The 19,843-nt window shown below is 39.5% G+C and carries 16 protein-coding genes, 1 pseudogene and 1 other annotated feature; of the genes and pseudogenes, 13 read left to right on the plus strand and 4 right to left on the minus strand.

The window, feature by feature from the left end:
• Positions 1-106: 106 nt before the first annotated feature.
• The 7 genes and pseudogenes from I2483_RS00570 to I2483_RS00600 all read left to right on the plus strand — a co-directional run bounded on the left by I2483_RS00570 (position 107) and on the right by I2483_RS00600 (position 7,470).
• Complete coding sequence (locus I2483_RS00570; protein ID WP_207173168.1) at positions 107-2,518, plus strand: heavy metal translocating P-type ATPase; 2,412 nt, start codon at positions 107-109, stop codon at positions 2,516-2,518.
• Between the two features lie 129 nt (positions 2,519-2,647).
• On the plus strand, positions 2,648-3,679 hold the full coding sequence (locus tag I2483_RS00575; protein ID WP_207173169.1) for a S66 family peptidase: 1,032 nt from the start codon (positions 2,648-2,650) through the stop codon (positions 3,677-3,679).
• Positions 3,680-4,038: 359 nt separating this feature from the next.
• A complete protein-coding gene (locus I2483_RS00580) occupies positions 4,039-4,695 on the plus strand; it encodes an HAD-IA family hydrolase (protein ID WP_207173697.1) in 657 nt (218 codons plus the stop codon).
• Positions 4,685-5,302: pseudogene (locus tag I2483_RS00585) on the plus strand (NUDIX hydrolase). Before I2483_RS00580 ends, I2483_RS00585 begins: the two are co-directional and overlap by 11 nt.
• 360 nt (positions 5,303-5,662) lie before the next feature.
• Positions 5,663-6,172, plus strand: coding sequence for a GrpB family protein (locus I2483_RS00590; RefSeq protein WP_207173170.1), 510 nt, complete (start codon positions 5,663-5,665; stop codon positions 6,170-6,172).
• 51 nt (positions 6,173-6,223) lie between these two features.
• Positions 6,224-6,667, plus strand: coding sequence for a hypothetical protein (locus tag I2483_RS00595; protein ID WP_207173171.1), 444 nt, complete (start codon positions 6,224-6,226; stop codon positions 6,665-6,667).
• A gap of 269 nt (positions 6,668-6,936) precedes the next feature.
• Positions 6,937-7,470, plus strand: coding sequence for a hypothetical protein (locus I2483_RS00600; protein WP_207173172.1), 534 nt, complete (start codon positions 6,937-6,939; stop codon positions 7,468-7,470).
• A 72-nt stretch (positions 7,471-7,542) separates the two neighbouring features.
• Here I2483_RS00600 and proC read toward each other — a convergent pair whose 3' ends face one another.
• The 3 genes from proC to I2483_RS00615 all read right to left on the minus strand — a co-directional run bounded on the left by proC (position 7,543) and on the right by I2483_RS00615 (position 11,017).
• Positions 7,543-8,352, minus strand: a complete 810-nt coding sequence (gene proC / locus I2483_RS00605) for a pyrroline-5-carboxylate reductase (RefSeq protein WP_207173173.1) — start codon at positions 8,350-8,352, stop codon at positions 7,543-7,545.
• Positions 8,353-8,440: 88 nt separating this feature from the next.
• Positions 8,441-8,654, minus strand: a binding site (T-box leader).
• Positions 8,655-8,726: 72 nt separating this feature from the next.
• Positions 8,727-9,848 (minus strand): Lar family restriction alleviation protein, encoded by a 1,122-nt coding sequence (locus I2483_RS00610; protein ID WP_207173174.1) that lies wholly within the window; start codon positions 9,846-9,848, stop codon positions 8,727-8,729.
• Positions 9,849-9,868: 20 nt separating this feature from the next.
• Complete coding sequence (locus tag I2483_RS00615; protein WP_207173175.1) at positions 9,869-11,017, minus strand: SPFH domain-containing protein; 1,149 nt, start codon at positions 11,015-11,017, stop codon at positions 9,869-9,871.
• 173 nt (positions 11,018-11,190) lie between these two features.
• Here I2483_RS00615 and I2483_RS00620 point away from each other — a divergent pair, with 173 nt between their 5' ends.
• The 6 genes from I2483_RS00620 (at position 11,191) to I2483_RS00645 (ending at position 18,414) form a co-directional block, all read left to right on the plus strand.
• A complete protein-coding gene (locus I2483_RS00620; RefSeq protein ID WP_207173176.1) occupies positions 11,191-12,135 on the plus strand; it encodes an MBL fold metallo-hydrolase in 945 nt (314 codons plus the stop codon).
• The gene (locus tag I2483_RS00625) at positions 12,122-12,874 is read left to right on the plus strand and encodes an SDR family NAD(P)-dependent oxidoreductase (protein WP_207173177.1); all 753 of its coding nucleotides are present in this window, start codon (positions 12,122-12,124) and stop codon (positions 12,872-12,874) included. Before I2483_RS00620 ends, I2483_RS00625 begins: the two co-directional genes overlap by 14 nt.
• Before the next feature lie 356 nt (positions 12,875-13,230).
• The gene (locus I2483_RS00630; RefSeq protein WP_207173178.1) at positions 13,231-13,962 is read left to right on the plus strand and encodes a helix-turn-helix transcriptional regulator; all 732 of its coding nucleotides are present in this window, start codon (positions 13,231-13,233) and stop codon (positions 13,960-13,962) included.
• A 183-nt stretch (positions 13,963-14,145) separates the two neighbouring features.
• Complete coding sequence (locus I2483_RS00635) at positions 14,146-14,472, plus strand: ArsR/SmtB family transcription factor (protein WP_207173179.1); 327 nt, start codon at positions 14,146-14,148, stop codon at positions 14,470-14,472.
• Positions 14,469-14,885: an SRPBCC family protein gene (locus I2483_RS00640; protein WP_207173180.1), complete on the plus strand. Its 417-nt coding sequence runs from the start codon at positions 14,469-14,471 to the stop codon at positions 14,883-14,885. Before I2483_RS00635 ends, I2483_RS00640 begins: the two co-directional genes overlap by 4 nt.
• 358 nt (positions 14,886-15,243) lie before the next feature.
• Entirely contained in the window at positions 15,244-18,414 is a 3,171-nt protein-coding gene (locus I2483_RS00645; RefSeq protein WP_207173181.1) for an ATP-binding cassette domain-containing protein, read from the plus strand.
• A 164-nt stretch (positions 18,415-18,578) separates the two neighbouring features.
• Here I2483_RS00645 and I2483_RS00650 read toward each other — a convergent pair whose 3' ends face one another.
• Positions 18,579-19,727 carry a tyrosine-type recombinase/integrase gene (locus I2483_RS00650; protein ID WP_207173182.1) on the minus strand — a complete coding sequence of 383 codons (1,149 nt, stop codon included), beginning with the start codon at positions 19,725-19,727 and terminating at the stop codon, positions 18,579-18,581.
• Positions 19,728-19,843: the final 116 nt, after the last annotated feature.

Consider the following 19,843-nt stretch of genomic DNA (forward strand, 5'->3'; position numbering starts at 1 on the left):
GCTTACACCACGTGGGGGTATATAGCAGTAGAAACGATTATACTTTTAGGTATGATCCTTCTTTTTGAAAAATTTATACCCCTGCCGAGTATCGGAGGAGAGACAAATGGCTACAGCAGAAAAAACGTTACGAATTACTGGGATGACTTGTGCAGCATGTGCAAATCGCATTGAAAAAGGGCTCTCAAAAATAGAGGGTGTTGAGAAAGTCCATGTTAACTTTGCTTTGGAACGCTCAACAATCGTCTACGATACAGGTAAAACGAATGTCAATGAGTTTAGGGCAAGAGTCGAAAAACTCGGTTACAGTGTCGTTCAAGAAAAAGTAGCTTTTGACATTTCGGGTATGACCTGTGCGGCATGTGCGAAGAAAATTGAAAAACGAATTGGTAAGATGGATGGTGTTTCCAACGCTAGTGTTAACTTTGCGCTAGAAACAATTGCAGTCGAATATGATAGTAAACAAGTTGAAACAACTGAGATGATTACGGCCGTTAAGAAAATGGGCTATGAATTAATTCCAAAACAAGATAGCAAAGACAAAATGGATCACAAGGAACAGGAAATCAAAAAGCAAGAGAAAAAGTTCATCCTTTCACTGATTTTGACGATTCCATTACTATGGACCATGGTGGCGCATTTTGAGTTTTTATCATTTATTTATATGCCCCATATTCTAATGAATCCGTGGCTTCAGCTTGCATTTGCGACGCCTGTTCAATTTATTATTGGCGCTCAGTTTTATAAAGGTGCGTATAATTCACTACGTAATAAAAGTGCCAACATGGATGTATTGGTTGCACTGGGTACAAGCGCGGCATACTTCTATAGCCTTTATTTATCGATTGAATGGATGAATACTGGAAAAGTTGGAAGCCCTGAGCTGTATTTTGAAGCGTCAGCTGTCATCATTACATTAATCGTCCTTGGAAAGTTATTTGAAGTTCGTGCAAAAGGGAAAACGAGTCAGGCGATTCAAAAGTTGCTAGGTTTACAAGCGAAAACTGCGAGAGTTCTAAGAGACGGCGTTGAAATTGAACTACCGATTGAAGAAGTTATTGCGGGCGATACAATTCTTGTGAAGCCAGGTGAAAAGATTCCCGTGGATGGGGTAATTATTGAAGGACGTTCGGCCATCGACGAATCGATGATTACAGGAGAAAGTATTCCAGTTGATAAAGTTGCGGGCAATAATGTCATTGGCGCGACTATCAATAAGAACGGTTCATTGCAAATCAAAGCGATAAAAGTTGGGAAAGATACAGCATTAGCACAAATTGTAAAAGTGGTGGAGGAAGCACAAGGTTCAAAAGCTGAAATCCAACGTTTAGCTGACAGAATTTCAGGTATCTTTGTACCCGTTGTTGTCGTTATTGCCGTAGTAACGTTCCTAATTTGGTTTTTCATTGTAACACCAGGCGATTTCCGTTCGGCATTGATACCAACGATTTCTATTCTTGTTATTGCTTGTCCATGTGCGCTAGGTCTGGCAACACCGACATCGATTATGGCGGGTACAGGAAGAGCAGCTGAATTGGGTTTACTTTTTAAAGGCGGAGAACATTTGGAAAATACCCGCTCAATTGACACAGTGGTGTTGGATAAAACAGGAACAGTGACAAAAGGTCAACCTGCGTTAACAGACATTACAGTGACAGCGGGCTTTACAGAAGATGAAGTGCTGCAACTAGTTGCAACAGCTGAAAATCAATCCGAACATCCTTTGGCACAAGCCATTGTCTTGGGCGTCAAAGAAAAAGGGTTATCATTGCTTGACGTGACTGATTTTGAAGCACTACCAGGCTATGGAATACGGGCTATTGTTAATGGTAAAGAAGTGTTAGTCGGTACAAGAAAATTGATGAACGATTATAAGATTACTATCTTGGGTTTGAATGCTACTATGGAAAAGCTTGAAAGTGAAGGAAAAACAGCGATGCTGATTGCAGTGGATCATAAATTTGCAGGTGTCGTGGCAGTCGCGGATACAGTCAAGGATACGTCGAAAGTTGCAATTGCCAGACTGAAGGCATTGGGCCTGGAAGTGATCATGCTAACAGGCGATAACCAACGAACTGCGGAAGCAATTGCTCGTCAAGTTGAGCTTTACTATGTCATTGCAGAAGTATTACCCGAACAGAAAAGTGCAGAGATTAAAAAATTGCAAGACCAAGGTAGAAAGGTAGCAATGGTTGGGGATGGTATCAATGATGCGCCGGCACTTGCAATGGCAAATATAGGAATGGCTGTCGGAACAGGTACAGACATTGCGATTGAGGCAGCAGATATTACACTGATGCGTGGAGACCTAAATAGTGTAGCTGATGCCATTATTATGAGTCACAAAACGATGCGCAATATTAAGCAAAACCTATTCTTCGCATTCTTCTACAACACAATCGGAATTCCAATTGCGGCAATTGGTTTATTAGCCCCTTGGGTTGCCGGTGCAGCGATGGCTTTCAGTTCGGTGTCCGTTGTATTGAATGCATTGCGTTTGCAAAAAGTTAAATTGTAAATGGAAGGAAGCCATGCGGGAATTCTGCATGGCTTTCGTTTTAATAGTAGGGGTAATTTCATTGATTGGGGCTGACAATGACTCAAACTTCGCATAGACTGATAATAACAGGGGAAGGTGGGGATTAGTTTGCTAATAAAACCAAAGAAATTGCAACCAGGGGATAAAGTTGCCACAGTAAGTCCTTCTTATGGAGGAGCAGGAAATCCGGGACTTAGATGGCGTTATGACCAAGGAGTAAAGAGACTAGAAACTATTTTTGGCCTTGAGGTCATTCCGATGCCGAATAGTTTGAAAGGATCAGAGTACCTTTATAAGCATCCACAGGCTCGTGCAGAGGATCTGATGACGGCATTTAAGGATAAGAGCGTTAAAGGAATATTTGCGAATCTTGGCGGGGAAGATAGTATTCGTTTACTGCCTTATATTGATTTTGACGTAATACGTAAAAATCCAAAAATATTCATGGGCTATTCCGATGTGACGATTACTCATTTGTTTTGCCATAAAGCTGGGCTCTCTTCATTTTATGGTCCAGCAATTTTAACGGATTTCGCTGAAAACGTCGAGATGGATTCCTATACAGTTGATATGTTGAAACGGATACTTTTTTCTGATGAAGTTATTGGTAAAATTAAACCTGCTGAAAAATGGACAAGTGAACGTTTAGAGTGGCATGAAAGGAATAAGAATAAACGGCGTACAATGCAGAAAAACGCTGGATATGAAGTGCTTCAAGGCTCAGGTGTTGTACAAGGAAGATTAATTGGTGGGTGTATCGAAGTCCTGGAGTTTGCAAAAGGTACAGAGATTTGGCCAGAACAGAAGCATTGGAAGGACTGCATTCTATTCTTCGAAACATCGGAGGAAAAGCCGGAACCTACTTTTGTTAAAAATTGGCTACGTAATTATGCTGCGCAAGGTATTCTGCAAAAGGCAAATGGTATAATTATTGGTAAACCACAGGACGAAAAATATTATAAATCCTATAAGGAGGTCATTCAACAGGTCATGCGGGAATATGGCTTGGAAGATTTACCGATTCTTTATAATTTGAATTTCGGCCACACAGAACCAAAGTTTGTTTTGCCCTATGGGGCGATGGCAAGGATTAATTGTGATAAGGGGACTTTCGCGATATTAGAGAGTGGGGTGGAGTGAGGTAAGTGGTACTATCATTGTTGGATAAAAGAGTTGCCAATCAATTTAATTTGATTGGTAACTCTTTTTTCATTTAAAGAGATCGTTCACTGTATTAATTCCAACAATTCATTCAATTAGGGTACAATAGTAAATATGAGTTTGATTTTACGAGGAGGATTAGTATAGGTACAGAGTATCTAATCTGGATTGGTAGTCTAGCCTTATTTATTTTGGGCTGGTATCAGTAGTAGTAAGTGTGTTTATGATTATATTTCGTGAAGATAAAAGAGGAATCCACGATATTATAGGTGGGACGTTTGTTGCCACCGCTAATCATGGCAAATAGTGGTGTGAAAATCGAATTGAAGGACGTGTTGATTATCAAAGCGATTATTTTTGATTTTGATGGGACATTAGCGAATACCTTACCCATTTGTTATTATGCTTTTCAGTGTGTCTTCAATGAGTTTGATAGTAAAAATCTTTCCATAGAAGAAATAAAGGCAATGTTTGGCCCGTCAGAAACTGGGATTATTCGAGAGAACCTATCTAATAGTAACAAGGACGCAGCCATTGAATTGTACTATGCAAAGTATTCTGAACGCCATAACCAATTAGTTACACCCAATAAGGAAATTGATGATCTAATAAAGCACTTAAAAGATGAAGGACTGAAAATAGGTATCTTTACTGGAAAGGCAAAAAGAAGTTTAGATATATCTTTGAAAGCTTTACAGATAGAAGAGCTGTTTGACGTCATCATAACAGGGGATGATGTGAACAAACCAAAACCGCATCCAGAAGGGTTATTGAAAGCTTTATCCCTTTTAGGTATCGAAAATAGCGAGGCACTATTTATTGGAGATAGCGATGCAGACATTGATGCTGGAGTTCGAGCGAATGTACATACGGTGGGAGTCCAATGGTTGCCTGATTATCATTCAATGGAATTTACGATTGAACCTGATGCTATCTTTAAAAGTGTAACTGAATTCATTGATTCTATAAAAATTGGTGTTACTTATGAGTACTAAATGGTTGGAATGGGCAAAGAGGATACAAGCATTATCTCAATCGGGATTAACCTTTTCAAAAGACATTTATGTCATTGAGCGTTATGAAGAGTTACATATGATCAGTGCAGAAATCATGGCAGAGCACACGGAGTTAGAAATGAAAAAAAAAAAGGATTTATTCATGAATGAAACGGGTTATCAAACCCCTAAAGTGGACGTTCGTGGTGTCGTTTTTAAAGACGATACGATGTTAATGGTAAGAGAGAATATGGAAGATAGATGGTCATTACCTGGCGGATTTTGCGATATAGGTTTGTCTCCATCTGAAAATATTGTTAAGGAAATAAAAGAAGAATCTGGCTATGATGTGGTTCCTACGAAGTTGCTTGCTTTGTTTGATTAAAATAAACATCCACATCCACCACAACCCTATCATTATTATAAAATTTTTATTCAGTGTGAAATCGTTGGTGGAGTTCCAACTACTGGAATCGAAACGAGTGGGATACAGTTTTTCACTGAACATAATATACCAGACCTTTCTGCTGACAGAGTGATAGAGTCGCAAATAAAAACGCTTTTTGAGTTTTCAAGAGACCCTGATAAAAAGACGCTATTTGATTAACTAGGGGGATGGCAGGCTTGAAAATCAATAAAAAAAGAGTTAGTAAACTTATTGAGATAACTTTTTTCACTGTTAGTGGAGTCTATTTGCTAGTAGCGGGGATAGGATTAATCATCATGATATTGTTCACTATTTCTTATTTTTCGCAATGAAGATGTGATTTATGCGGCCATTGGTCTAATACTTTTTAGGAGAAAGAAGGAAATAACCACCTTTCGCTAACGGGGACTATAATTGAATAAAAGAGCAGATAAGCCCCCAGTTATAATAATTCTTATACTGTTCATTAAAATAAACCTCATCGTTTAATTAAGCCATAAGAAAAAATGATTTATTGAGCTACGGAAAGTGGGGTTTTAAATGAGAATAGTTGAAGTTAAACCTTATGATGAACAATGGGTTTCAAACTTTGATAAAGAGTCCCATAAATTACATGGGGTTTTTGGTTCTGAAATTATAGAAGTGCACCATATCGGAAGCACTTCTGTAAACGGACTGCAGGCAAAGCCCATCATAGATGTCATGCCGGTAGTAAGGGACATTAATCGAATTGATAAATTTAACACGGCAATGCTTGCCATTGGCTATGAACCAAAGGGAGAGAATGGAATAGCCGAACGTCGATACTTCCAAAAAGGGGGAGATAACCGAACTCATCATGTTCATATTTATGAATGGGGGAATTCTGAAATTGAACGTCATCTTGCATTTCGGGATTACTTACGGGTACACTCAGATGTTGCACTAGAATATGGTAGTTTAAAAGAGAAGTTATCTCAACGTTTTCCCTATGATATTGAATCATACATCAATGGAAAAGAACAACTAGCATTGGAGATTAATAGGAAAGTAATGGCTTGGTATAGTTGATTATTTCACTCTGATAATAATGATGCAGCATAAAGGATAGGTGTGAATATAATGAATTCCTCAGTTTGCAATAAAATCAGAAAGCTTTTAGCCTTCACTTTATTCATTATCATAGTGGGTTCTCTATCATATCTTGCTGTCTACAAGCTTTCATTTTTGCCAAATGGTTATGATATTATTTTACAGCAAAAAGATAGTATAACCGTAAAATCATTTAATATAATTGCGGGAGAAAAAGATACCGTTACTTTATCATTTTCTGAAAATACTTTGTGGAAGATTGAAGAAATAAACTATGAAGTAAAGAGGCAAAAAGATTTTTTGTGGTTTCTGTTTACAGCAAGTAGCTTTTCGATTTTCATGCTTGTTTTAAAATTGCGCAAGGGAGAGAAGTTTTGGAGTGCAGCCTGGGGAAGTCGTATTGTTTTCGCTACACTGTTTCCGTTATTTATCCTCATGAACTCTTTGATTAGAATAAAGGATTTCATTTCCTAATAGTTCAGTTCAATATGCTGACCCCAAAATTTCCCCCTACCGTTTGATAATATGGTATGGCAATTGCTGTCGTAAAATTATTATAAAAAGCGGAAAAATTATCTACCAATAAGAGATTTGCTTTTAAAGAATTAGTAGAGGGGTGACTGACATGTGAGAAAAAGAAGTCTATCTTATTTGAGGGAAGTCAGAGATCAAATCAAATTAAAAGAGGCAAAGGGTTTTGTTTCAGTTGAATTGGATCATCACATAAGGGGGGCGAAGAACGAATGGAGCGAGCAATAAAAGCAGAAGAAAAAGCTGTTGTACCGATGGGAAGCCCGATAACACTTGGTCAACAACCTAACAATCTTCCTCGCCCAAAGGTGGATTGGTGGTCAAAATACGTTTGGAAACTACTTTGGATTGTGGGTTTATTTGCAATAATAATCATCAGTTACCAGTTGGAGCAGAGTATAAGGCAACATGTAGCTACAACTTTTAATATGCTACCTTATTTTTGGTTCCATTCCATTGTACCTGCTGTATTTGGGGCTTATATTGCTCTACTTTTCGTAAAAGCATGGTCAGTTAAATTGGATCTTGCCATAATTCTATGCGTGACCATTCCATGTCTACTTATCGCTTTCTATGGTCCAGTAATATTCACTATTGTCCTGAATACTACATCAACTCCAGATTCTAATAACGTACTTATTCCATTATGGATGCATGAAGTAAATTCCATTGGGATCCCTTCAGTAGTGGCTGGATTAACTCTGATTGTTGGTCTATTCGGAGGGACTAAACAGGCAAAGAAATAATCCCTGAAAAAGGACTGCGGTACTGATACAATTTGGAATTGTATCAGTACCGGACACTTTAAATGAACAGCTTCAAGACTGGGCTCCTAGCTCACGTGACCGCGCCTCCGCTTTTCCAATACAATCTGCAATCGTTTCTTTGAACTTTCCGTTCTCCAACGCTTCCAATCCCGCTTGCGTCGTACCGCCTGGGCTCGTCACGTTGTTCCGCAGTTCCGCAGGCTCAGTACCTGTTTCTTTCAACATTGCCGCTGCCCCTTCAAGCGTTTGGATGATAAGCGCGCGTGCTATGTCTTTTGAAAGTCCTTTGCCGATCGCTGCTTCCTCAAGTGCTTCTGCTAAATAATAGACATATGCTGGACCGCTGCCGGAAAGAGCAGTGACTGCATGCAAGTCATCTTCTTCCACTTCTTTCACCATGCCAATTGATTCTAGTAGACCGAGGATATGTTTTTTTAGCTCTTCGCTAATCGCTTGATTCCACGCGATACCACTGGCAGACTTGCCGATTGTAGCGGAGGTATTTGGCATGGAGCGTGCGATAGGTCTTGCACCAAGGCCATTTTCGATTGTCTGAATGGAAACGCCTGCAATAACCGACAAAACTGCTGTTTTATCGTCCAAATAGGGTAGTGTATCCGCCATTGCCTGATGGATATCCTTCGGTTTCGTCGCAAGAACGACGAGATCTGCATTTTTCAGCGCCTCTTTATCCTTGCAGACAATTGATACACCATATTTATTGTGTAAAGAAAGTAGTCTTTCATCATCTGATCTATTCATAACAAAAACATTTTTGGGTACAACTGCACCTTGTTCCACAATTCCTGCAATAACAGCTTCTGCCATAGAACCGGCACCTATAAATACAATCGTTTCCATTCAAATTACCCCTCTCATTGCACTAATAACGGCGTACGCGCGCGCGCTCAAATCTGGACAATAAAAAAATGCGCTTTCGTCCCTACTAAATAAGGACGAAAACGCATGTTTCCGCGGTACCACCTAAATTTACCGGCATAAAACCGGTACATCTCATTCTTTCTTAACGCGAAAGGCACGCCTGTGTTTCCACAGCAGCTCGGAAGGAGGTTCGAAGCGGGAGAGGGGATGTGGCTTTCAGCCGATGACCACATTTTCTGTTCTCCATTACCGCAACTACTAGTCTTCGTCAACGCCAATATGTACTTGAATTAGACCGATTATTGCACGTCGTCTAAAAAAAGTCAACTATCTAATTTATTAGCGATTCATTGTCAGGTCATTTCCAAGATAAAGTAAATCGCAATTATAATCGCAATAACTATCCCTACTGCAATTGATACTTTCACGGCACTCACAGGAGAATTCCCACTTACTTTTCCAGTTTGTCCATTGACGAGAAAGCGATAGACCTTATTGTTGAATTGGAACGATGAAATCCATAAAGGCAATAGAATATGTTTGTAGGTTATGTTGTCATAATCGGTGGAGACACTCACAATATTTACAACATCGCCATGAACTTTGCCGTGTATACCACTTGTAATGCCATCGTTTATAACAACTTTTGCATCATTCCATCCTTCCTTCAATGGAATAGAATACTTCTCTGCCAAAAATCCAGATAAATAGTCCGTTTTATAATCAACAAGTCCATTTAGATGAAAAGGTTCAACTTTATCAATCAATCCACTGGCCACATTACGTGAAGCTTTCACCAATACATCATCAAATAATTTGCTGTAACTACCATGTTCTGTACGCCACCTGATTTTTCTTACTTGTTCTGTTACTTGTTTGGGTTTGCCATCTTCAATTACAGTCCGTGTTTTTGTAACATAATAATACGTACCAATTTGTACGACGTAGGATGAATTTGTCTGAGAGTCGAATGTCCAGTAAGGAATATAAGCACCAGCCAAATGGTCTAATTTATACGATTTGATCAGCTTGGAAGGTGCAAAGTATTTCTTTTTCATCCACACCTTGAATTTTTCGACCGCCTCGTCTTTCGTAATTTGAAAGGGGAGGACCAAAGCTGGTTTGATGCCTGCGTGGCTATCTGTTATCGCAATATGCGACGACCCGCAAAATGAGCAAAAGTCTGCTACTTTGTCTTGATTTAAAAGGGTTTCTGCACCACAGTTTTCACATTTGAAAACACGTTTTTCATCATCCCAACTGTGGTCTTCTGTTTCTAACGCCCGTAAGAAATCATGTTCAATCGTGTTTACCCGTGATGTCGTGATTTCCTTTTCACTTCCGCAAAATGGGCACTTAAGCGTTCCACTTGAAGGATCAAAAACTGTATTACCGCCGCAGGAAGAGCATTTATTCACTTCCGTTTGTTCAACGAGTATCATTTCTGTATGCTCATTATTTTCTAAACCGTTCACCTAAAACACCTCTTTACCCATCACTGTTGCAAATTGTCGCCACAGTCCCCACAAAACTTCGTTTTAGGGGCGTTTACCTTGCCACATTTCGCACATGTTTTTTCGTTCACTTGTTGTGCACCACATTCCCCGCAGAATTTTGCATCTCCATTTATTGCCGCCTGACAGCTGATACATGGCACTTTTTGCTGTTGTACAGATTTCCCACAGTCCCCGCAAAACTTGGCATTCGTATTAATGAGTGCCTGACAATGCGGACAAGCCATTTTTTCTGATTGAGGGGCTAAAGGCGAATTTGTTGGTTGCTGGTTGCCTTGAAAGGCATTTGCCATGACACTACCAATTGCAGCCCCTGCCCCAATTCCTGCACCTGCACCCGCCAATCCACCACCTTCATTTCTAGCAGCTTCTCGAATTGCCTCAGCGGCTTGGTATTGCTGATACTGGTTCATGTCTCCGATAACACCCATCGATGTTCTTTTATCTATCACTTTTTCCACTTCTTCAGGAAGAGATAAGTTTTCAATATATAGGGAAGTGATGTCAAATCCGAACGAACTGAATCGCTTTTTCATCTTTTCTTTCCCTAGTTCACTGAGTTCATCATAGTGCATCGCCAGATCCAAAGCCGGAATTTTCGACTCGGCAAAAAGATCTGTCAGTCCTGATAGCACCATTTTTTTCAACTGTTCCTCAATATTACTCGTATCATAGGATGCATTAGTTCCGAACAGCTGCTTTAAGAAAACAGTTGGCTCGGACACACGGTATGAATAAATGCCATAACCACGTAAACGGATCATACCAAACTCTGGATCCCGCATCATGATTGGATTCGAAGTGCCCCATTTTTGATTGACGAACTGTTTCGTATTCACAAAATAGACTTCCGCTTTAAAAGGTGATTCAAATCCGTGCTTCCATGACTTCAACTTCGTCAAAACCGGCATGTTTTGTGTGTATAATAGATGACGCCCTGGACCAAAGACATCCGTAATTTCACCTTCATTTACAAAAATCGCTACTTGTGATTCTCGAACCGTTAATTCTGCACCCATTTTGATTTCATTGTTTTGAACGGGAAATCGATAGACCATCGTATTCGTGCCACTATCAGTCCATTCAATTACCTCGATAAATTGACTTTTGAAAAATCCAAATAACCCCATACTTAAGCCCTCCTAGTAGTTCTATATCATGCTAATTAAATTTGAGAATAGATACTCCCATTATACCATTTTTAAACTTCATGGTAGAGAATTCATTCAAAAGATGACGCTTTCCAATAAAAAAGGTACAATGTACTGAATACTCATTCATATTTATAAAGGGGATTTTTCATATGATACAGAAGATTGTTATTCCAACACCATTCGCAGTCGGCGATGTAAATGCATTTCTGATAAAAGGAGATACACTGTCACTCGTCGATGCGGGGCCGAAAACCCCTGAAGCATATGAAGCATTGAAACAAGGCATAAAGAGCGCCGGTTATTCATTTAACGATATCGAACAAGTCATTTTGACGCACCATCATCCCGATCACGCTGGCTGGATTGACGCGTTTGATAACGCTAAAATTCTTGGACATAAGTATAACGATTTATGGCTCAAGCGGGATGAAGAATTTTTCAACTACCATGACGCGTTTTATCTCGATTGTCTGATCGAAGAAGGAGTTCCTGAAAAGTACCTTGGTTGGGTTAAGAAGATGAAACGATCTGTCGCTTTTATGGGCGAACGTCCATTGGATGGAGTGCTGTCAGAGGGTGATGCGCTTCCCGGGCACCCTGGCTGGACTGTTATGGAAACACCTGGTCACGCGCAAAGTCACATCGTATTATGGGACGAAGAGAATAGAACGATGATTGGCGGAGACTTAGTACTTGAAAAAGTGTCTTCAAACCCACTTATTGAACCGCCACTTGATCCTGCGCAGGGACGCCCGCGTTCTTTGCTGCAATACAACGAATCGTTGAAACGTATTCTGACATTGCCGGTAGACATTATTTATACCGGGCATGGCAATGAAGTACGGATTGCTCACGAACTTATTGAAAGTCGGCTGGTGAAACAGCGCGAACGGGCAATGAAAGTACGTGCAATGATGGACGAAAACCCTCGGACAATTTTCGAATTGACACGTGAACTGTTCCCGGCTGTCTATGAAAAAGAGCTTGGTCTTACGCTTTCGGAAACGATTGGGCAAACAGATTACCTTGTCGACGAAGGGCTGATCCGTGAAAAGCGGGATGAAGGCGGCGTCTGGCATTATGAGCAAGCCTAAATCGATTCTCATAACAGGCGCAACTAGCGGGGTTGGATATGCACTGTCGAAACGGCTGTTGGCAGAAGGACACGAGGTGTGGGCGACAGGCAGGGCACTTACTGTTTTAGAGGAGTTGCAACGTGAAGGCGCGCATACGATACCTGCAGATTTATCGAAAAGTGAAGACGTTAAGCAGATGATGGCAAAGATTGGTACACCCGATGTCATCATTTTTTCAGCTGGGGTTGGATCGTTCGATTTCGCACACGAAACGTCTGACGAAGCGATTCAAAGTATGATGGCTGTCAACGTAATCGCACCCATGCAACTCACTAAATTTCTATTGCCCAGCATGATGAAGCGGGGCAGTGGCCATCTGATTTATCTCGGTTCTCAAGCTGGAAAAGTGGCAACACCAAAAGCGTCTGTCTACGCCGCGTCAAAGCATGCGATTATCGGCTATACAAATGCGCTTCGAATGGAAGCAGCTCCATTCGATATTCATGTGACGACGATTAACCCCGGTCCGATTGACACGCCCTTTTTGGATCTCGCGGATGAAACAGGAACTTATCGTACATCACTTGGCAGGCACTTATTGGCTGTGGAAACCGTGGTCGATACTGTGGTTAAAACAGTTGGGAAACCAGTTCGCGATGTGAATTTACCTTGGTATATGGGAATCACGAGTAGAATGCACGCGGTAGCGCCGACGCTTGTTGAACGGGTGGGGCGGAAGTACTTTATGAGGAAATAAAAGAAATCATAATTTATGAAAGCCGGCTTAATTGCCGGTTTTTTTTTCGCGTGGGAAAAGAACTGTAATAGAAAATGATTGAGGTTTAAGATTATTTTGAATAGTATATATATTGCTGAAACATAAAACCTCGCTAGTGCATATACAAATACATTACTCGCTAATTGTATATTCTTCTGCGAATATTACATTCCCGTATGAGGTTTTATTTAGAATCATTTAAGAACTGGTGTTAATTTGATTGCTTAAGGAAGGGAAAGTCTATAAAAGAAGGAGAAACATCGCGACCGAATATACTATTGATATATGCACTAACGAGGTGTATGATTATTTAAAATAGTAGGAGTTGTTCGATTATGAAGCTACCTTCGTTTCAACAAGCTGTTGGATTTAGTGTTGGTGATGCCCTATCCTTGTTTTTATTAAGAACTATTCTGGAACAAGATAATTATTCAAGAGCACTCTATGAACACTTCAATTTAGTTTTCCCAGGACGTTCCGTATCCTATGAGTATGTCGCACGCACTGCTAACACTTTAGAAAATGACGGCTTTCTTCTATCACGAACAGAAGGTCGCAAAAAAGTATTTCAAATTACCGAAAAGGGCAAAGCTCGTCTTCAGGAATACGAAACTATTTATGCGCTTCGATTTAACGAAGTTTCGGCTGTTATAGATCGTTTCTATTACTTTTTAACTAAAAATGGTCCGCTACCACAAGGGGAGATTGAGCCACTACATGAAGACTTTAGATCGTTTATATCAAAGTTATTATCCGTAAAAGATGTTGTTCGTTTTATAGCCCTGCGACTTAGCTTGAATCGCCAATCTTTTTATATGGCCGAAGTTCAGGAACAATTGAATAGTTTGTTTGGTTGGTCTCCATCTAATGGTTATTTGTACAATATAGCGCATGAAATGGAAGAATCTAATTTATTGGTTGGTTTCTGGCCAGATGAAAGAAGGACTGTGCGCAAATTATACAAAACGGATGTGAGTGAGCAATTCTACATAATCGTATCAGCTTCATTGACTGAACGGATCACCCAAGTTCGCAGATACTTGCACTACGTTTTAAAAATGGTATGAATTACACCAGTTCTGGTGAGTATTCATTTAATTACAATGATTACTTGCGATGGAATAAGGAACTTGACACGTCACCATTTGGTGTCCTATAATAAATGAGACAACAAAAGGTGTCCTATTAGGTTATCATGAAGTTTAATCGGTGACCTCACAGGTAATATTATTGAAAAGGCGGGGGTGATTTTGAACGAAAAAAGTCAAGTAAGGGATGTTTATGACGCTGTTGCCGATCCAACAAGGCGAAAATTACTTCGAATGTTGGCAGATGTTGAAGAATTGCCCCTGCATGAGCTAACGGTTCATTTTCAAATGGGTCGTACAGCAGTTTCTAAACATTTGGCTATCCTTAAAGATGCTGATCTAGTAATCGCTCGAAAAGTCGGTAGGGAAACAAGATATCGTCTAAATCCCACTCCGTTGAAAGAAATTCAAGATTGGGTATCTTTTTACGAAGGTTTTTGGAAAGAAAGAATTGCTAAATTACATCTTATATTGGAGGAAAAAAAATGAAATCAGATGTATCATTAGATTATCAATTTACGAGTTCAATCGAGCAGGTGTGGAACGCTTTAACAGATTCGGATACGCTTGCGAAATGGATATGGAATAACGATTTTAAACCAGTCGTTGGACATAAATTTCAGTTTCGTGCAGAGCCTAACGAATGGTGGGATGGCATTGTAGACAGTGAGGTGCTTGAAGTGGACGAGCCTCATAAATTATCTTACACTTGGGTAAGTGCCGGAGAAAGCACAACTGTTACATGGACTTTGAAAAAAGGTTCAGAGGGAACAGTCCAACTACATTTCGATCAAACTGGATTTAGTGAAGAAACGAAAGCTCGCGTGGGTGCTATCGAGGGAGCTAAATATGCTTGGACACAAATGGGTGAGCAGCTCGAAAAAGTGTTAGCAGAACTGTGAAATTGATTTCTTCATCCTCGATAATGCCTGCTTTTCAGGCCAAACCTTTTGATTGGATACTTGAATAGATAAATCAAACAGAAATTGATAATTATTACTATAAATTCGGCACCTAACAAATAGGGTTTTTTCCAATACCGCTTTGTTCGTTATTATTGCTAGGTATACCACCTAGTTAGTTCTAAATAAGTAGTGTCGAATATGTAGTAATCATTTATGCAAATAAACCACTCTTCAACAATAGGGCGCTTTTCCGGAACATGGAAAGCGTCATTTTTAATGGAAGAAAGAATCGAGTTAAATTTAAAGTTTTACTAACATGGCTATACTAAATTTAGAGATTGGAGAGGAGTTCACTATGAAGATAAATCAATTAATTGCGAACAATATTAACAAATTAGATGCAGCACTACCAGTGGATAAATCGTTAGGAATTGCTGGTTTGTCTGGGTCTGGTAAAACAACTTTTTGTCAAACAATTGGTGAAGAATCCAAGAAGCGTCTCGTTTCCTTATTGCCAAAGGCTGAATATCAGTATTTATTTCCCGGTATTATGGAAACCAATTTCAGTGCCATCAAGATGGAAGAAATGCCTTTAGTCCTTTTTCTCGGAAAGTCAGCGATTTCTTCCAATCCACGTTCTACAATAGGCACACATACAGGCGTATTTAAAGACATTCGTGTTACTCTTGCTGAAAAATTCAATCTGTCTCCAGAAGTTTTTTCATTTAATAATGAGTTAGGCTGGTGTCCGGGTTGTAAAGGTCGCGGAACTACTAAAAATGTCGAATGTAAAAAGTGTGAGGGCAGGCGCTATAATCCAGAAGTTGAGCAAAAAAGAATAGAATTATTGGGTCAACCACATAGTATTTCTGATATCAACAACTTAAGCATTGAATCGATTCTTTCCCTTGGAGAAGAATTACATATTAGTGAAGCGAAACAACATATCCTTAAAAATATTATCAATATGAATATTGGTTACTTAACTATAAATCGCATTATGGGCACTCTGTCAGGTGGAGAATTAACACGACTTTACTTGGCCGAATTCATGGCAACAAGTGAAAATACCGTTATTATTATTGATGAAATATCGGTCGGGCTCGATCACCAAACACTAGTAAAAATTTTAGAACAGATTAAACAATTGGGCTATAGGAATCAAATTTGGCTCATTGATCATTCTGACACGGTGCTTGACACAACGGATGAGCAATTGTTCTTTGGGCCAGGTAGTGGTAAATACGGCGGGAGAATTGTTGAAGAATCCCCACGTCCAAAACCAGTCACTTCGGAAAGAAATCTAGCAATGCCAACAGAATACTATCAGTTTCATGATCTTTACTGTCGTAATATTCAAATGGTTGAAATTCAGATTCCCCAAAATAGACTTGTAACCTTTACGGGTGAGTCTGGATGTGGTAAATCTACACTTGTCAATGAGTGTATAGCCAAGGATTTTCTGAAGCGATATCCTAAAGATAAACTGGTAATGGTGGGGCAAAATCGAAACCAATCAATTACCAGTCGGTCAACAGTTGCGACTTTTCTTGATATTAAAAGGAAACTCACAAAGTATAGCGAAGAAATCGAGGATATTTTTCAGCGCTCGATTGAAGATATTATTGATGAACTGCCGAATGATGATATCGCTTATAAACGCTTGAGCTTATTGATCAAACTTGGACTTGGTTATTTGACATTGGAAAGAAAAACACAGTCCTTATCAAATGGTGAATTTCAATGTGTCCATTTAGTTTCCGAGCTGTTTGCCAACTCAAGAAACCCACATACGCTTTTTATTTTTGACGAGCCTTCAAAAGGTTTATCACAAAACATTTTAAATCAATTCATTGATAGTATTAGGGGCATTCTGCGCGATGAATCTGTCTCAATAATCATGATTGAACATAATTCTTATATGATGGAAAGCTCTGATTTTATCGTCGACTTTGGGAAAAGGCAGCATGCACCTGTTCAACACCTTGATGTTGTCAGTCATGATGATTATTATCGAGAGCAAAACAGTACGGATAGAGTTGCTCCGTTGCAAATTTCTTCAACTATTCATCAACAAAATGGAATTAACTATTTAAAAGAAAATCAGATTGCCTATTTTAAAAATGCAGAAAACGTCTATAAGGGCGGCATCCTAAAAAGCCTATCATCAATGGCACGTTTGATTTATGGTGAATACGAATCCGAAACAATTGCACCCGTCATCGCTATTGATCTGGAACGTCACTTGTATAGTCAATATAGTTTTCTCTATGAAATGGGTGGTTTGATCAACCATATAGTGGCAGCCCATACGACCAATAAAAATACGCATAGCTTCGATTTCTATAATCAAGACAATCATTGTCCTAGCTGCTCGGGCCGCCGTGTGATTGAAAAGTTTGATATAGATGTTGTGATTCAAGACAAAAATGCTCCATTTTGGGATGGCCTATTGCATCCAGATGTGATGGAGGTATTAAAACATTATCAATACTCAAGATTGGAATTCATATTTGATGAAATTAAGAATGAGCTCGGCCATGATATGAGTAAAAGTTATAATGAGATGACAGAAGAAGAAAAGCATACCTTTTTATACGGGTATTTGGAAAAGTCATTTTATGATAAAGCAGCCAAGGCGCAGAGAACATGGCAAGGCTTTAATAGCATAATTGGGATGTATATGTCTATTTCGAAATCGATTATAAAAGAGGATATGAAAGCATCCAAAGAGATGATTACATGTCCAATTTGCGAAGGGTCTGTGTTAAACCATCATAAAAAGCTCAAGTTTGGCGAGACGGATATTCGTGAGATAATAAACCAGCCGCTTGATCAAGCATTGAAAACAGTTGGAGCGCTCCCGGAACTGGTAAAATTGAAATCTATTGTCGGCGGAGGTATGATGTTGACGGAAGATGTCTCCTTACTGCCTAGGGAAACACAAGTTGCACTGAAAGTATTTGAATTGGAAATGGCAAGCTTTGCTGGTTATGAAGTGGTATTACAAAATGCCTTACCATTCTGGGATAGAATTAGCAGCAATATTAAATCCATCAGCACGAACAACCAGGTTACAATCTGTGATTTTGATAAGATTAATGAGACGAGAGAAACGATCATTGATAAGTATTTCACCAATGGAAAATACAAAAAGCTTACCTATGTCTATGAAGCGTTTGGATATAAAAAAATTGTTACCCAAATTAATAAAATCAAAAAAAGTCATCCATGTCCATTCTGTAAAGGAAAGAAAGTCATTACAGAAGATAATCTCCATGATGGCGTATTTAAATTAACGATTCCATGTGTGAGTTGTAATGAAAGTGGCATCACTGATGAAGGACTTCAGGAAGTTGTCGAAGGTGTAGCGGTTGAAACATGGCTCACTGGTATAGTAAGTGATGTTGTTGATAAAAACCTATATACTGAGGCTGTTGCTGATATTCCAATTTTCAATCGTATTCGTGAGTTAAATAAACGAGATTTGATGGCGGTTTATCAATGCCTGGAGCAAAATAATTAAATTAGAATTATTGAAATAAGTGATATTTAAGTAAAGAGCAAGCTGTCATTTAGTTAAAAAAACTCATTAGCAATAATAGCTTAACAGTCAAATAAAAAGCGTCACAAAGTACAGCCCCTTAAGTCGGAATTTCAACGACTTAAGGGGCTGTACTTGTTCACACTCTAAATATACTCCCCAAACCCTTCCGATTTCCACGAATGAATGGCATGTCGTTCCTTCTCGAAGACCTTCTCCAAGTAAATCATCGTCGTTTCAATCTTCTCATGCCCCAGCGAACGCATAATATCATAAATATCTACCCCATTTAGCTTTGAGATAATCGCAAAAGCATGGCGGAATACGTGAGGTGTGATTTTCAGTGTTTGATCCGATAACTGTAGCTGTTCTAGGCTGATAATTTCCTTTTTCACGTATTGCGATAAATACGAGGGGGAATACGCTCGACCTGTATTCGTTGTAAAGAGCGGATCATCTAATTGTGCTTGCTCGATTGGTAGTAGGCCCCTTGCCTGGCGAAAACCGCGAATGCTGTGTACCACTTTCTCTTTCAACGGAACATGCCGTCTCTTATTACCTTTCCCTAAAACATCCAAATAATAGCCGCCTTGAATCGCATCCAACTTCAAATCTTTCACCTGCAAGGTACAAAACTCTTCATTCCGGATCCCTGTGGTTGTGAGGACATGGATAATGGTAAACATGACCGGCTGCTGCATGTCCCGAAATGTATCTAGTAGTGTAACGACATCAACTGGCCCCAAATCACGGTTAGGACGGTCATCTTTTCGAACAGACGCAATGCGTAGTCCCTGGTGAATAGGTTCTTGGGTATAGCCCACCTTGTGTAGAAATGCAAAAAAAGCTTTGAGTATCGTTGTTTTCCGTTCCAGTGTGGCGGGGGAATATGAACCCTTACTTACCACATAAGGACTTTCAGTTGCTAACCACTCCTGATACCTCCTTAAATGACGCGATTGAAGGGATTTAAACAGAGAACCTTCTATTATATTGGCAACATCTACATCTATTTCTGTGCTATACGTAAGAAGCTGTTCGATGAAGAGTAGGAGCTCGCGCTCATACTCGCGGACCGTCCTCTCCGTGCGGTCGTTTTTTTGGTTCAAGTGGCGACGTTCGTAAAGAAACCATTTCATCATCTCTGGATCCGTAAAATCATGAAAAGCCGTTTGTCCCTGTTTTTCAGCTTCATCTAACTGGTTTTGAAGCAAAGGTAAAGTTGTTAAATCCTGTAATTCCTTTTTCAATATAGTCATTTGTAATTGTTTTTTTTCACTCAATGAAAATACCATATATAACTCTCCTTTTTACAATCCACAAATAGCGCATTATGTACTATTGAAATACAATCCATACTTTTAACCCTATACTAGACCGCGATAGACGAACTAGTTCAAATAGAGAGGTA

Source organism: Sporosarcina sp. E16_3, from assembly GCF_017347125.1.
Taxonomy (GTDB): Bacteria; Bacillota; Bacilli; order Bacillales_A; family Planococcaceae; genus Sporosarcina.

Coding starts and splice junctions, on each gene's coding strand:
- I2483_RS00615 (WP_207173175.1), bottom strand. CDS start 11,017: ATGGGGTTATTTGGATTTTTCAAAAGTCAATTTATCGAGGTAATTGAA.
- I2483_RS00650 (WP_207173182.1), bottom strand. CDS start 19,727: ATGGTATTTTCATTGAGTGAAAAAAAACAATTACAAATGACTATATTG.
- I2483_RS00645 (WP_207173181.1), top strand. CDS start 15,244: ATGAAGATAAATCAATTAATTGCGAACAATATTAACAAATTAGATGCA.
- I2483_RS00595 (WP_207173171.1), top strand. CDS start 6,224: ATGAATTCCTCAGTTTGCAATAAAATCAGAAAGCTTTTAGCCTTCACT.
- I2483_RS00640 (WP_207173180.1), top strand. CDS start 14,469: ATGAAATCAGATGTATCATTAGATTATCAATTTACGAGTTCAATCGAG.
- proC (WP_207173173.1), bottom strand. CDS start 8,352: ATGGAAACGATTGTATTTATAGGTGCCGGTTCTATGGCAGAAGCTGTT.
- I2483_RS00570 (WP_207173168.1), top strand. CDS start 107: ATGGCTACAGCAGAAAAAACGTTACGAATTACTGGGATGACTTGTGCA.
- I2483_RS00590 (WP_207173170.1), top strand. CDS start 5,663: ATGAGAATAGTTGAAGTTAAACCTTATGATGAACAATGGGTTTCAAAC.
- I2483_RS00600 (WP_207173172.1), top strand. CDS start 6,937: ATGGAGCGAGCAATAAAAGCAGAAGAAAAAGCTGTTGTACCGATGGGA.
- I2483_RS00625 (WP_207173177.1), top strand. CDS start 12,122: ATGAGCAAGCCTAAATCGATTCTCATAACAGGCGCAACTAGCGGGGTT.
- I2483_RS00630 (WP_207173178.1), top strand. CDS start 13,231: ATGAAGCTACCTTCGTTTCAACAAGCTGTTGGATTTAGTGTTGGTGAT.
- I2483_RS00620 (WP_207173176.1), top strand. CDS start 11,191: ATGATACAGAAGATTGTTATTCCAACACCATTCGCAGTCGGCGATGTA.